A 13701-nucleotide genomic window follows, 5' to 3' on the forward strand; every position below is an offset into this window, starting at 1 on the left:
TCCCATCCGGCCGATTTGCACTAAAAAAGCGACTCCATATCCGGAGTGAACTTTCATGGACGACGCGCGCCCAGCAGTGGAAACCCTGACCGAAGAGCAGGCGGCGGCGGAGCTCGCCTTCCTCGCATCGGAGATCGCGCGTCACGACGAGCTTTACCACGGCCATGACACGCCGGAGATTTCTGACGCCGAATACGATGCGCTGAAGCGGCGCAACGATGCGATCGAGAAGCGTTTCCCAGAACTTCGACGGGCCGACAGTCCGTCGCTTCGGGTGGGGGCGGCGCCGCTGCCGACCTTCGCGCCGATCACCCATTCCCGCCCGATGCTGTCTCTCGACAACACGTTTTCCGATGATGACGTGCGCGACTTCGTCAACTCCGTCTACCGGTTCCTCGGCAAGCTTCCGGACGGTTCGATCGCCTTTACCGCCGAACCGAAGATCGACGGGCTTTCCATGTCGATCCGCTACGAGAACGGCAGGCTCGCCAATGCCGCCACCCGGGGCGACGGCACGACCGGCGAAAACGTCACCGCCAACATCCTTACGATCAAGGAAATCCCGAACCGGCTGCCGGAGGGCGTTCCGTCGGTCGTCGAGGTGCGCGGCGAGGTCTACATGACGAAGAGCGACTTCCTGGCGCTCAACGAGAAGATGGCGGCGGAAGGCAGGCAGACCTATGTCAACCCGCGCAACACGGCGGCCGGGTCGCTTCGCCAGTTGGACGCGCGGGTGACCGCCAGCCGCAACCTTCGCTTCTTCGCCTATGCCTGGGGCGAGATGTCGGAAATGCCGGCCGATACCCAGATGGGCATGGTGGAGAAGTTCCGGGAGTGGGGCTTCCCCGTCAACCCGCTGATGAAGCGGCTGACCTCGGTCGAGGAGATCATCGCCCACTATACGGAGATCGGCCTGAAGCGCCCCGATCTCGACTACGAGATCGACGGCGTCGTCTACAAGGTGGACCGGCTGGACCTGCAGCAGCGGCTCGGCTTCCGTTCGCGCTCGCCGCGCTGGGCGACCGCCCATAAATTCCCGGCCGAGCAGGCCTTCACGCGCGTCGAGCGGATCGACATCCAGGTGGGGCGCACCGGTGCGCTGACGCCGGTCGCGCGCCTGACCCCCGTCACGGTCGGCGGCGTCGTCGTCACGAACGCGACGCTGCACAACGAGGACTACATCAAGGGCATCGGTAATTCGGGCGAACGCATCCGCGAGGACGAGCACGACATCCGCATCGGCGACACCGTGATAGTCCAGCGGGCAGGGGACGTCATTCCGCAGGTGCTGGACGTGGTGATGGAGAAGCGGCCGGCCGACGCGGTCCCTTACGAGTTCCCGAAGAAGTGCCCGGTCTGCGGCAGCCATGCGGTGCGCGAGCGCAACGAGAAGACCGGGAAGCTCGATTCGGTGACGCGCTGCACGGGCGGCTTCGTCTGCCGCGCGCAGGCGACCGAGCACCTGAAGCACTTCGTCTCGCGCAACGCCTTCGACATCGAGGGACTGGGCGCCAGGCAGATCGACTTCTTCTTCGAAGCGGAGGACCCGGCGCTCTCGATCAGGACGGCGCCGGACATATTCACGCTGAAGAGGCGACAGGAGGCCTCGCCGCTGACCAAGCTCGAAAACATCGAGGGGTTCGGGCGCGTCAGCGTGCGGAAGCTGTTCGATGCGATCGACGAGCGGCGCTCCATCGCGCTCCACCGGTTCATCTATGCGCTCGGCATCCGCCATGTGGGCGAGACGACCGCCAAGCTGCTGGCGCGCTCCTACGGAACCTACGAGGATTTTTCCGAGGCGATGCAGCAGGCGGCGGACCTGTCGGGCGAGGCGTGGGAAGGCCTCAACAGCATCGAGGGCATCGGCGAGGTGATGGCCCGGGCGATCGTCGAGTTCTTCAAGGAGCCGCGCAACCGTGACGTGATCGAGCGGCTGCTGCAGGAGGTGACGCCCCAGGCCGCCGAACAGATATCGGCCGCCGGCAGCCCGGTCGCCGGCAAGACGGTCGTCTTCACCGGCAGCCTCGAGAAATTCACCCGCGAAGAGGCCAAGGCGCGGGCCGAAAGCCTCGGCGCGAAGGTGGCCGGTTCGGTCTCGAAGAAGACCGACTACGTGGTGGCGGGTCCGGGCGCCGGTTCCAAGCTCGACAAGGCCCGCGAACTCGGCGTGGAGGTGATGGACGAGGACGAATGGCTGGCCCTGATCGGGGGGTGATCCCGGTTTTGCCGAATCAGGACCGGTTGGGCTAAAGCTGCGGCAGCAGAGTTAGGTCCCGCCTTGAAAACCATCGCTATCGACTTCGAAACCGCCAACGAAACCCGCGGCAGCGCGTGCTCGGTCGGGCTTGCCTGGATCGAGGGCGGCGAGGTGGTGCGGGTCGAGGAGCGGCTGATCCGTCCCCATGACATGCGCTTTTCCTCCTTCAACATCGCCATCCACGGAATTCGCCCGGAGCATGTCGAGGACGCGCCCGAGTTTCCGGAGGTGATGGAGGAGTTCGCCGAGGATTTCCGCGACGCGGTGATGATCGCCCACAATGCGGCCTTCGACTTCAGCGTCTGGCGCGCCTGCCTCGATCTCTACCGCCGGGGCTATCCCGAACTTTCCTATCTGTGCAGCGTGAAGATGTCGCAGAAGGTCTGGCCGCATCTCGGTTCGCACAAGCTGAACGCGCTCGCCGCCCATCTCGGGCTGAAATTCGCCCACCACAATGCCGCGGAAGATGCCGACGTCTGTGCGCGGGCGGCGATCGCGATCGCCCATTCGCTTGGCGTGGCGCATGTCCGCGACATCCCGGCGATGATCGGCATGAAGGTCGGGCGGCTGTTCGACGGCGGTTACCATCCCTGCACCTGCCGCCTGAAATAGGCCGGGCGCTTGCATCCCATCGCGGCGCACTTATCTGTGATCACGGATGGTTTACCGGAGCGCCCGATGATGAAACGACTAGCCTTTCTCGCCTCTGCCGCAGCACTTGCCGCCGGACTGTTCGCGGCCGCCGCCTCCGCCGAAGTCGTCGGCAAGGTCGGCGTCGACTGGATCGGCAACGACATCATCGTCGAGGCGGTGGCGGATCCCGAAGTGAAGGGCGTCACCTGCCATGTCACCTATTTCGACCGGTCGATCATCGACCGGCTGAAGCAGGGCAACTGGTTCGAGGACCCGTCCAACAGCTCGATCGCCTGCCGCCAGACCGGTCCGATCGAAATCGGCGACATCGACCTGTCGAAGGGCGGCGAGGAGGTGTTCCGCCAGGGCCGCTCGCTGATCTGGAAGGACCTGCTCGTCAAGCGCATCTACGACAAGGAAAACGACACGCTCGTCTACCTCGCCCACTCGCGCCAGATCGTCGAGGGGTCCGCGAAGATGGCGATCTCGACGGTTCCGCTCTACGGCGAAGAGGTGACCTGGACGAAGGGCAAGCCCTGACCGTTCAGGTAATAGCGGCTGCCGCCGCGCGTCCGGCGACCCGGCCGGAAAACAGGCAGCCGCCGAGGAAGGTGCCTTCCAGCGCCCGGTAGCCGTGCATGCCGCCGCCGCCGAAGCCTGCCGCTTCTCCCACCGCATAGAGGCCGGGCACCGGCTGCCCGCCATTGTCGAGGACGCGGGCCGAGAGGTCCGTCTCAAGCCCGCCGAGCGTCTTTCGCGTCAGGATGTTGAGCTTCACGGCGATCAGCGGCCCGTGGGCCGGGTCGAGGATGCGGTGCGGCCTTGCGGTCCGCACCAGCTTGTCGCCGAGCGAGCGGCGCGCATTGTGGATGCCCATCACCTGCAGGTCCTTGCCGAAGGGATTTCCCATCTGCAGGTCGCGCGCAACGATCTGCCGCTCGATCGCCTCGCGGTCCAGGAGATCGTTGCCGGCAATCCGGTTCATGCCGCGAACGAGGTCGTCGAGGTTCTGCGCGACGACGAAGTCCGCTCCGTTCTCCTTGAAGGCCTCAACCGGTCCCGTGGCGCGACGGCCGAGGGCCCGTCTCGCGGTCAGCCGCCAGTCCCGCCCGGTCAGGTCCGGGTTCTGTTCGGAACCGGAAAGCGCAAATTCCTTGCGGATGATCGACTGGTTAAGGACGAACCAGGAATAGTCGTGGCCTGTGGAGAGGATATGCTCCAGCGTCCCGAGCGTATCGTTGCCGGGGAAGAAGGGGGCGGGCAGGCGCCTGCCCGTCGCATCGAACCAGAGGGAGGAGGGGCCGGGCAGGATGCGGATGCCGTGGTTTTCCCAGACCGGGTTCCAGTTTTGCAGCCCCTCGGTGTAGTGCCACATGCGGTCGCGGTTGATCAGCCGCCCGCCGGCCGCTTCGGTGATCGCCAGCATGCGCCCGTCGACATGTTTCGGGACGCCCGAGACCATGCTCTTCGGTGCCGGGCCGAGCCGCGCGGGCCAGTTTTTCCGCACGAGTTCATGATCGCCACCGATCCCGCCCGACGCGACGATCACCGCAGCGGCGGAGAGTTCGAAATCGCCGACGGCGACCCGGGAGGTTTCCGTCCCGCGTGGCGCGGTGCTCGGCTCCAGGACCTGTCCGGCCACTCCGGTCGCCGCGCCATTGGCAAGGACCAGCCGGTCGACCCGATGGCGCCAGAGAAAACGGATACGTCCTGCGCCGACTGCCTCGCGGACGCGGCGTTCGAAGGGTTCGACGACGCCGGGGCCGGTTCCCCAGGTGATGTGGAAGCGGGGGACGGAATTGCCGTGCGACATGGCGGACCAGCCGCCGCGCTCCGCCCAGCCGACGACCGGGAAGATGCGGTGGCCCATGGCGCGCAACCAGTCCCGCTTCTCCGAGGCGGCGAAGGCAAGATAGGCCTCGGCCCAGGCGCGCGGCCAGTAGTCCTCCGGACGGTCGAAGGCCGCCGAACCGAACCAGTCCTCGCGGGCAAGCTCGAAACTGTCGCGGATGCCCATGCGGCGCTGTTCGGGCGAATCGACGAGGAAGAGGCCGCCGAGCGACCAGAACGCCTGGGCGCCGAGGTTCTGCTCCGGCTCCTGGTCGACAACCGCGACGCGCTTGCCGGCGTCCGCCAACTCCGACGCCGCCACGAGGCCGGAAAGTCCCGCTCCCACGACGATCGCATCATATGCGTCGCTCATTCTTCCTCCCTCCGTGTTTCTTTTTGCAGCGCGTCTTGCGGCACCGTCTTCCGGCAAAGAGAAACGGCCGGGCGGCGGAAGTCAACACGGGCGGGGAGGCGCCCGAAACGGAAAGAGCCCGCAGCGCGGGCTCCTTCGAACGGTGTTTCCGGCAATGGCCGGATCAGGCGGCTTCGCGCGTCAGTTCGTCGGCGATGACCGTGTCGAGGTTGAGGAAGCAGACCATGGTCTTCTCCAGCGCGACGATGCCGCGGCAGAAGGCGCGCTGGGCTTCCGGGATGATTTCCGGCGCCGGCTGCAGGTCTTCCGAGCGGATCGTCATCATGTCGGACACCTGCTCGACCAGGAGGCCGACCAGCTTGCCGGCGATGTCCGTGACGATGATGGCGGAGCGCTCGGACGGCTCGGTCATCTTCATGCCGAGACGGCAGGCCATGTCGATGACGGGGATGACGGCGCCGCGCAGGTTGATGAGGCCCAGAACATAGGGCGGCGTGTGCGGCATCGGCGTCACCGGCGCCCAGCCGCGGATTTCGCGGATCGCCATGATGTCGATGCAGAATTCCTGGTCTCCCAGATGGAAGGAGACGATTTCGAGATAGGCTCCCGATTGCTTGATGGCGTTGCTCATTCTTTTCTCCCACCTGCCAATGGGCTCGCGACGCGGGCGCGGGCGCTGCCATTCAGGCTGCCATGGATTGTCTGGATATCGATGCGGAAGCGCGAGAACATCTCGATGACATCATGTCGGCGTGGCTCGTCCGCGTTCCGGGCCGGGAGGCCGCGGTTGCGCTTCGCGAATCCACCTTCGCACCGGAAGCATGCCCGCCAGACGTTAAGCTTCCGCTAATGCCGGCGGAGTTGGAGCCATGGTGCCCGAGGGGCTCTTCCAGCGCGGTCCGATAGCGAGTAAGGTGACGGCCATGGACATGACGGCAACCGCATCGCATCGCCTGCCTCTCGTCGCGCTTGCCGTACTGGCCGGCGCGGGGCTCAGCGCCGCGGCCTTCTACGGCTGGATGCGCTATGGCTCGGACATGCTGGTCACACTTGCCGAGACCGGCCTTTCGGGCTGCCTTTGAACCTCACCGGGCTTTGAGACAAATCAGCGCGCACGCGAGCGCGAGGCGCTATTGAATTGCGGCTGGGCTGCCTTTCGCCTATGGACGAAGGCCTGCTGCAGGGCATGAAGAGAGAAAGACATGAAAACGCTGCGCATCGTTCTCTGGGCTGCCGTGGTCGTGCTGGGCGGGGTCCTCGCATGGCTGACGCTCGAGGTGACCCGGAGCAAGGAGCAGATCGCCGAAGCGCCCTTCGGCGTGCCGTTCCAGCTCGTGGCGCAGGACGGCCAGCCGATCACCGAACAGGCGTTCCGCCAGAAGCCGACCGCCTTGTTCTTCGGCTTCACCCATTGCCCGGAAGTATGCCCCACCACGCTCTATGAGCTGAACGGCTGGATGCATCAGGTCGATCCGGACGGTACCCGGCTTGCCGGCTATTTCGTCACCGTCGATCCCGAGCGCGACCCGCCGGAGATGCTCGGCCAGTACATTTCCAACGTGACCGATCGCGTCATCGGGATTTCCGGAGCGCCGGAAAAGGTCGCCGAGATGGCCAAGGGCTTCAAGGTCTACTTCAAGAAGGTGCCGCTCGACGAGAAGAACCCCGACGGCGACTACACGATGGACCATACCGCCTCCGTCTTCCTCCTCGACAAGGACGGCCGCTTCGTCGGCACCATCTCCTACGGCGAAAATCCCGATGTCGCCGTCAAGAAGCTCGAAAACCTCATCAACGGCTGATCGGTACCGATCTGGGCTTGCCGGTTGAAGGGGCAGGGCCTTTGTGGCATCGGTCCCTCTAACTGCAACCGTCCGAAAGAGCCGCCCCCTTGAGCGAGATCCGCCTCTACGTCACCACGAACGAGAAGGATGCACCGCGCGTCCTCGATATCCTGTCCGAGGTCTTCGGCGAGGAAGACTACGCCATCGCGACCACGGAAGTGGACGAGAAGCGGGACCTCTGGGAGGCGTCGGTCTACATGATGGCCGACGAGGAGGAGGTGGTCCGGCAGCGCATGTCGGACGGACTGGCGCATGCCTTTCCCGGCTCGCCGATCCTGATGGAGGTCATTCCCGACGTGGACTGGATCGCGAGGTCCCTCGAGGGGCTGAAGCCGGTCCGGGCGGGGCGATTCCTCGTTCACGGATCGCATGATCGCGGCAAGGTGCGCTCCAACGACGTCTCGATCGAGATCGATGCCGGCCAGGCCTTCGGGACCGGGCACCACGGAACCACCGCCGGTTGCCTGGAAATGATCGATGCCGTCGCCCGGGCACGGCCGATCCGCAACGCACTCGATCTCGGCACCGGCAGCGGCGTGCTGGCAATCGGGCTGAGGAAGATCCGCAACATTCCGATCCTCGCGACCGACATCGATCCGGTCGCCGTACGCGTCGCGCGGGAAAACGTCCGGCGCAACGGCATCGCCTCCGGCCTGCGGCTGGTCACGGCGCCGGGCTTCCATTCGCCCGCCTTCGGGCAGGAAGGCCCCTTCGACCTGATCATCGCCAATATCCTCGCCCGGCCGCTGATGCGGATGGCTCCGCAACTTGCGGCTAACCTTGCGCCCGGCGGCTCGGTGATCCTGTCGGGCATCCTTGCCGAGCAGCGGTGGAAGGTCCTGGCCGCCTATAACGGGGTTCACCTGCGGCATGTCCGCACGCTGTGGCGTAACGGCTGGGTGACGATCCACCTGAAGCACGGGCAATAGTATTTTTGCGATGCAGCATTGCGTATGCCGCAGGGCTGACCTCTTCGAAGTACCGGGACAAGAAAAAAGGCGGCGCCTGAGGGCACCGCCTTCTAGACCAGGTTTTCGCTGATCTTGCCCGCGAGCCGGGGAGGAACGGCTCAAGCGGGCTGGTTCGCATTCTGAAACCCGGGACGGGGGGAGGGAGGAGGAAAGCCCGTCCGGGCCGTGATCAGAATACGAAGCCGGTCGCGCCCTTGCGGCGCAGTTCTTCGCGGCTGGTGCCCATGCTTTTCAGCGTCTGGTCGTCCAGGTTGAGGAGAACGTTGTTGACGTAGCGGCTGGCCTGACGCTCGCGCGCTGCGACCACGCGTTCGAAGGCAGTGCGGAAGATTGAGTTGGCCATTTTCGAAATCCTTTCATCGCGGGCGTTGTTCGTTGCCCCTTCGATGATTGATATATAGTCGCTATTGTGCGGTGCAGTGATAGGGTTCCGGTCATCGGTGTTATGCGCCCAGCGCATGGGCTGACCGGTTGGTAATCGCCAGCCTTCGGCAGATGCACAATTGATGGGCGCTTCCTTGCCTGCACTGGCGGGAGAGGCCCCGGGCCGCTAGTATCGCGCCAATTTCAATCAATCATCCTTCCGGAAAGACATCATGTTCCAGTCGTTCGACACCAAGTCCGCCCCCCAGTTCGGCCGCCAGCGGGTGACCGAGTTGCGCGGCCGATTCGCGGAGCTTGACATTGACGGTTTCCTCGTCCCCCGTGCGGACGATTACCAGGGAGAATATGTGCCGGAATCGGCCGAACGGCTTTCCTGGCTTACCGGCTTTACCGGTTCGGCCGGGGTCGCGCTCGTCACCCGGTCGCAGGCGGTCGTTTTCGTCGACGGCCGCTATACGACGCAGTTCAGGGAACAGGTGGACGGCAGCGTCTTCACCGGGGGCGACCTCGTCAACGAGCCCCCGCACCTCTGGCTGGCGCGCAACGGATCGCGGGGCTTCAGGCTCGGCATCGATCCGTGGCTGCACACGGCGGCGGAAGTGCGCAGGTTGAGGAAGTCCCTGGAGGAGATCGGCGGAACGCTGGTCTTCGTCGGCGCCAACCCCGTCGACGCGATCTGGTCGGACAGGCCGGCCGAGCCCGTGGAGGCCGTTTCCATCCAGAAGGTGGAGCATGCCGGCCGGCTCCCGGGCGACAAGATCGCCACGATCGTCGAGCAGGTGAAGGCAAAGGGCGCGGCGGCGGTTTTGATCACCGATCCCTCCTCGGTCGCGTGGCTCTTCAACATCCGCGGCAACGACGTGCCGCATACGCCCCATCCGCTGGGACGCGCGATCGTTCCGGCCGAGGGAAGGCCGCAGCTCTTCCTCGACGCGCGCAAGACCGACCGGGAAGTGCGCGCCTATCTCGCCCAATTCGCCGAGCAACTGCCTCCGGGAGAGTTTCCGGCGCGCCTTGAGGACTGGGCGCGGCGTGGCCCGATCATGCTTGATCCCGATCTTGCGCCGTTCGCGCTCAGCATGGCGATCGAACAGGCGGGCGGGCAGGTGATCGAGGCCGGCGATCCCGCAAAACTGCCGCGCGCCTGCAAGAACGCCGCCGAACTCGAGGGCTCGGCGAGGGCGCATCTGCAGGACGGTGCCGCGATGGTCGAATTTCTGGCCTGGCTGGACGAACAGCCGGCCGGCAGCATCGGTGAGATCGATACGGTCAAGGCGCTCGAAGCGGCACGCGCGCGGGTCGGCGAGAGGTTGCAGAACCCGTTCCACGACGTCTCCTTCGAGACGATCTCCGGCGCCGGAGAGCATGCCGCCATCATCCATTACCGCGTGACGACGCAGACGGACCGGCGCCTCAACGAGGGCGAGCTCTTCCTGATCGATTCGGGTGCCCAGTACATCAACGGCACAACGGACATTACCCGGACCGTCGCGATCGGCGAGGTTCCGCAGGACCGCAAGCGGTTCTTCACGCTCGTCCTCAAGGGCATGATCGCGATCAGCACGGCCCGCTTCCCGAAGGGGACGCGCGGTTGCGATCTCGACCCCTTGGCGCGCATTGCCTTGTGGAAGGCCGGCGGCGACTACGCCCACGGGACGGGCCACGGCGTCGGCTCCTATCTATCGGTGCACGAGGGCCCGCAGCGCATCGCCCGGCTGGCGACGCAGGAACTGCTGCCCGGAATGATCCTCTCCAACGAGCCGGGCTATTACCGTCCCGGCGATTTCGGCATCCGCATCGAGAACCTGATCCATGTTCGGGAAGCGGAAGAGATCGAAGGCGGCGACACGCCGATGCAATCCTTCGCGACGCTCACATGGTGCCCGATCGACCGGCGGCTCGTCGTCGCCGAACTGCTGACGGACGAGGAGCGGGACTGGCTCAACGGATATCACGCCGCGACGCGCGAAAAGCTCATGCCGCTGATCGAGGACGAAAAGGTCCGGCAGTGGCTCGTGCAGGCGACGGAGCCGGTGTGACTGCCGGCTTCTAGAGGCCGAGGAACTGGCGGCAGACCATGACCGCAACCCATCCGGCGCCGAGCATCAGCAGGCCCGGACGGTAAAGGGCGACGAGGAGCGCGACGACCATCGCGATCTTCACGTCCCAGCCGCCGGAGAAGAAGGCAGGCGCCACGAGGGTGGTCAGCACGGCTGCGGGAACGGCGTTCAACGCCGCTTCCATGCGCGGCGGGATTGCCTTCATCCGCGTGATCAGCACGTAGCCGCCGATGCGCGTGATATAGGTCGCGACGGCCGAGGCAAGGATCAGCAGCAGGGTGCCGGTGTCGAGCGTACCCTCCATCGTTCAGGCCTCCCCGTCCTGTGGCGAAGCCGCCGCCGGGGCCGGGAGCGGCAGCAGCGTCGCGACGAGGATGCCGGCGGCGGCCCCGAGGCTGACGTGCCAGGGCGAGCCGACGAAATGATAGGCCGCGACCGACCCGAGGGCGCTTGCCAGCACGATCGGCGCGAAGCCGGGGCGGGTGCGGAAGGCAAGCACCATGCCGAGGAAATAGACCGGCAGCAGGATGTCGATGCCGATCGAGGCCGGGTCGCCGATCATGCGGCCGAAGAAGGCGCCGAGCATGGTCGACAGGTTCCAGCAGACATAGACCACGACGCCGAAGCCGATATACCAGGAAAAGCTCACGCCCCGGCCGCTTTCGCCGCGGCGCACCCCTTCGGCGAAGGCCGGATCGATCAGCAGGAAGAAGGCGACAATCTTCTGGGGCAGCGAGTAGTGCCGGATATATTTCGCCATCGCCGCGGAATAGAGGATATGGCGGAAGTTGACGGCGAAGACGGAGAGCACCACCAGCCAGGGCTCGACCCGCTGGCCGAAAAGCTCGATCCCCACCAACTGGCTTGCTCCCGCGTAGATCGTCGCGCTCATCAGCAGCGTCTCGAGGAAGCTCAGGCCGTTGTCCACTGCGACGGCCCCGAAGAGGGCACCGAAGGGCGCCGAGGACAGGGCGACGATGGCGCCGCCCCGCAGGCCTTCTCTGAAATCAATGCGGTTCATGGAGATTCCTTCTTCCCACCCCCCTTAGGCGAGAGGAAAGGCCCGGCGCAATTCAATAGCGCTGATGAATCGATCGATTCTGGTGAAGTCCCGGCGATCGACGGCCCTTGTCAGTCCCTCAGAATCTCGTGGCTCCGGACGATGCCGATCCCCTTTTGCCGCATCTCCTCGATCGCCGCCTTGACGCCCTCGGCATCGATCCCGCGGCTGGCATCCTCGATGACGCAGACACGGACGCCGGGCAGCATCTCGATCGCGTCGAGCGCCGAGAACCTGACGCAGTAATCCGTCGCGAGGCCGCAGATGTCGAGTTCGTCGATCTGCTGGGCGCGGAGATAGCCGGCAAGGCCCGTGACCGCTGCCCGGTCGTTGTCGCGGAAGGCGGAATAGCTGTCGATCGCCGGGTTCTCGCCCTTCTGCTGGATGTAGTCGACCTTGTCCATCCTGAGGTCGGGATGAAATTCGGCATCGCCCGTGCCCTGGACGCAGTGATCGGGCCAGAGCATCTGCGGCTGGCCGGAGAGTTCGCCCATCTCGAACGGCTGCTTGCCGGGATGCTGCGAGGCGAAACTGCCGTGATCGGCCGGATGCCAGTCCTGGGACAGGACGATGACGTCGTAGCCGCCTTCCTCGATCAGGCGGTTGGCGACGGGCACGACCTTGTCGCCGTCGGGCACGGGCAGGTTCCCGCCCGGGCAGAAGCCGTTCTGGATATCGACCAGCAGCAGGGCCTTCATGGTGGCTTCTCCTTAATCTGTCTTTTGCCGATTAATACCGCGCCGCCGATCGGCGACAAGCCCTTGGTGGCTCCCTTGGTGCACGACCTTGCAACGTCCCCGGCGCGCCGGGGTGCGGGCCGCACGGCGAAGAACGGGCTTTGCGCCTCCGCTGCAAGCGGCGGAAACATTATCCGCCTTCACGAGGCGCGCCGGAAGGCCGTTTCTCGCTCGCGCGGCCCCTGCGGGCTAAGACTGGGCTCAAACAGGAGCCGTCCCATGTCCATCGCCAGTTCATCAACGCCGCCGCGCGGCGATACTGTCTCGCCGATCAGTGTGCCGGGCCTCACCGCGCTCGTCGTGCTCGTCGCCGGCACGATCGCGCTCGGGCACACTTACGGCGCCACCCATGGCGCGCTGTTCCTGGTCGGCGGCGCGCTCGGCATCTCGCTCTACCACGCCGCCTTCGGCTTCACCTCCGCCTGGCGCGTCTTCATCGCGGAAGGCCGGGGCAGGGGGCTTCGGGTGCAGATGATACTGCTTGCGCTCGCCGTCGTCCTCTTCTTCCCCTTCCTCGCCTCCGGAACGCTGTTCGGCAACGAGGTGCGCGGCTTCGTGTCGCCGGCCGGAGTCGGGGTCATCGTCGGCGCCTTCATGTTCGGCATCGGCATGCAGCTCGGCGGCGGCTGCGCGTCCGGCACGCTGTTTACCGCCGGCGGCGGCAATGCCCGCATGCTGGTCACGCTCCTCTTCTTCATCGTCGGTTCGCTGCTGGCGACGATCCACTCCGACTGGTGGGCGGGACTGCCGTCGCTGCCGCCGAGTTCGCTGGTCAGCCTCGGTCCGGTCGCCGGCATCGTCATTTCGCTTGCGATCTTCGGGGCCATCGCCGCGCTTACCGTCTTCGTCGAGAAGAAGCGCAACGGCAGCCTGGAGCGGGCGTCGGCTACGCACCGTGACGGCTTCGCCCGCTATCTGAGAGGTCCCTGGCCGCTGGTCGCCGGCGCCATCGCGCTCGCGCTTCTCAACTTCGCCACGCTGGCGCTTGCCGGCCGTCCCTGGGGGATCACCTCCGCATTCGCGCTCTGGGGCGCGAAGGGAGCGCAGGCGATCGGCATCGATCCGACCGCCTGGGCCTACTGGCAGGCGCCCGCCAATGCCAAGGCGCTTGCCGAAAGCGTCTTTGCCGACGTGACCTCGGTCATGGATTTCGGCCTGATCGCCGGCGCCATGCTCGCGGCGACCCTTGCGGGGCGCTTCGCGCCGAGCCTCGACATTCCGCTGCGCTCGATCCTCGCGGCGGTGGTCGGCGGTCTCCTGCTCGGCTACGGCGCCCGGATTGCTTATGGCTGCAATATCGGCGCCTATTTCTCGGGGATCGCGTCGGGCAGCCTGCACGGCTACTTGTGGGCCGTCGCAGCCTTCGCCGGCAATATCCTGGGCGTCAGGCTGCGTCCCTTTTTCTTCATGGAACGCACCTCGCTTCGCCGCGTGGACGGCTGACCGCCTTCCGGTCCCGCACCCCGATGTGGTGCGGGATTGCCGGCCTTTTTTGGCCTTCGCCACCGCCTTGCCGCATTTCAGCTAAAGTTCCGGCAGGTTTGCCCCATAG

The 13701-nt window shown here is 65.8% G+C and carries 14 protein-coding genes; 8 read left to right on the forward strand and 6 right to left on the reverse strand.

Annotated elements, in window-relative coordinates:
• Window positions 1-55: 55 nt before the first annotated feature.
• The 3 genes from ligA (at window position 56) to ACWGPT_RS18215 (ending at window position 3430) form a co-directional block, all read left to right on the forward strand.
• A complete protein-coding gene (gene ligA / locus ACWGPT_RS18205; protein WP_452607046.1) occupies window positions 56-2215 on the forward strand; it encodes an NAD-dependent DNA ligase LigA in 2160 nt (719 codons plus the stop codon).
• 63 nt (window positions 2216-2278) lie between these two features.
• On the forward strand, window positions 2279-2869 hold the full coding sequence (locus ACWGPT_RS18210; RefSeq protein ID WP_452607047.1) for a 3'-5' exonuclease: 591 nt from the start codon (window positions 2279-2281) through the stop codon (window positions 2867-2869).
• 69 nt (window positions 2870-2938) lie between these two features.
• Window positions 2939-3430, forward strand: a complete 492-nt coding sequence (locus ACWGPT_RS18215; RefSeq protein WP_452607080.1) for a CreA family protein — start codon at window positions 2939-2941, stop codon at window positions 3428-3430.
• A 4-nt stretch (window positions 3431-3434) separates the two neighbouring features.
• Here ACWGPT_RS18215 and ACWGPT_RS18220 read toward each other — a convergent pair whose 3' ends face one another.
• Window positions 3435-5093, reverse strand: coding sequence for an FAD-binding dehydrogenase (locus ACWGPT_RS18220; protein ID WP_452607048.1), 1659 nt, complete (start codon window positions 5091-5093; stop codon window positions 3435-3437).
• A 163-nt stretch (window positions 5094-5256) separates the two neighbouring features.
• Window positions 5257-5724, reverse strand: a complete 468-nt coding sequence (locus ACWGPT_RS18225) for a chemotaxis protein CheW (protein WP_052638696.1) — start codon at window positions 5722-5724, stop codon at window positions 5257-5259.
• 292 nt (window positions 5725-6016) lie between these two features.
• Here ACWGPT_RS18225 and ACWGPT_RS18230 point away from each other — a divergent pair, with 292 nt between their 5' ends.
• From ACWGPT_RS18230 to ACWGPT_RS18240, 3 genes are all read left to right on the forward strand, one after another.
• Window positions 6017-6175, forward strand: coding sequence for a hypothetical protein (locus ACWGPT_RS18230; RefSeq protein WP_452607049.1), 159 nt, complete (start codon window positions 6017-6019; stop codon window positions 6173-6175).
• A 120-nt stretch (window positions 6176-6295) separates the two neighbouring features.
• Window positions 6296-6895: an SCO family protein gene (locus tag ACWGPT_RS18235; protein ID WP_452607050.1), complete on the forward strand. Its 600-nt coding sequence runs from the start codon at window positions 6296-6298 to the stop codon at window positions 6893-6895.
• Between the two features lie 89 nt (window positions 6896-6984).
• Window positions 6985-7866: a 50S ribosomal protein L11 methyltransferase gene (locus ACWGPT_RS18240; RefSeq protein ID WP_452607051.1), complete on the forward strand. Its 882-nt coding sequence runs from the start codon at window positions 6985-6987 to the stop codon at window positions 7864-7866.
• A gap of 211 nt (window positions 7867-8077) precedes the next feature.
• Here ACWGPT_RS18240 and ACWGPT_RS18245 read toward each other — a convergent pair whose 3' ends face one another.
• A complete protein-coding gene (locus tag ACWGPT_RS18245) occupies window positions 8078-8251 on the reverse strand; it encodes a hypothetical protein (RefSeq protein WP_452607052.1) in 174 nt (57 codons plus the stop codon).
• Between the two features lie 253 nt (window positions 8252-8504).
• Here ACWGPT_RS18245 and ACWGPT_RS18250 point away from each other — a divergent pair, with 253 nt between their 5' ends.
• Window positions 8505-10331, forward strand: coding sequence for an aminopeptidase P family protein (locus ACWGPT_RS18250; RefSeq protein WP_452607053.1), 1827 nt, complete (start codon window positions 8505-8507; stop codon window positions 10329-10331).
• Window positions 10332-10341: 10 nt separating this feature from the next.
• Here ACWGPT_RS18250 and ACWGPT_RS18255 read toward each other — a convergent pair whose 3' ends face one another.
• The 3 genes from ACWGPT_RS18255 to pncA form a co-directional block, all read right to left on the reverse strand.
• A complete protein-coding gene (locus tag ACWGPT_RS18255; RefSeq protein ID WP_452607054.1) occupies window positions 10342-10656 on the reverse strand; it encodes an AzlD family protein in 315 nt (104 codons plus the stop codon).
• A 3-nt stretch (window positions 10657-10659) separates the two neighbouring features.
• Window positions 10660-11373 (reverse strand): AzlC family ABC transporter permease, encoded by a 714-nt coding sequence (locus tag ACWGPT_RS18260; RefSeq protein WP_452607055.1) that lies wholly within the window; start codon window positions 11371-11373, stop codon window positions 10660-10662.
• A gap of 110 nt (window positions 11374-11483) precedes the next feature.
• Window positions 11484-12110, reverse strand: a complete 627-nt coding sequence (pncA, locus tag ACWGPT_RS18265; RefSeq protein WP_452607056.1) for a bifunctional nicotinamidase/pyrazinamidase — start codon at window positions 12108-12110, stop codon at window positions 11484-11486.
• A gap of 258 nt (window positions 12111-12368) precedes the next feature.
• On the opposite strand from pncA, the gene ACWGPT_RS18270 reads away from it, so the two are divergent.
• Window positions 12369-13592 carry a YeeE/YedE family protein gene (locus ACWGPT_RS18270; protein WP_452607057.1) on the forward strand — a complete coding sequence of 408 codons (1224 nt, stop codon included), beginning with the start codon at window positions 12369-12371 and terminating at the stop codon, window positions 13590-13592.
• The last annotated feature ends 109 nt before the right edge of the window (window positions 13593-13701 follow it).

The sequence above is a fragment of the Pseudorhizobium sp. NPDC055634 genome (genome assembly GCF_053618655.1).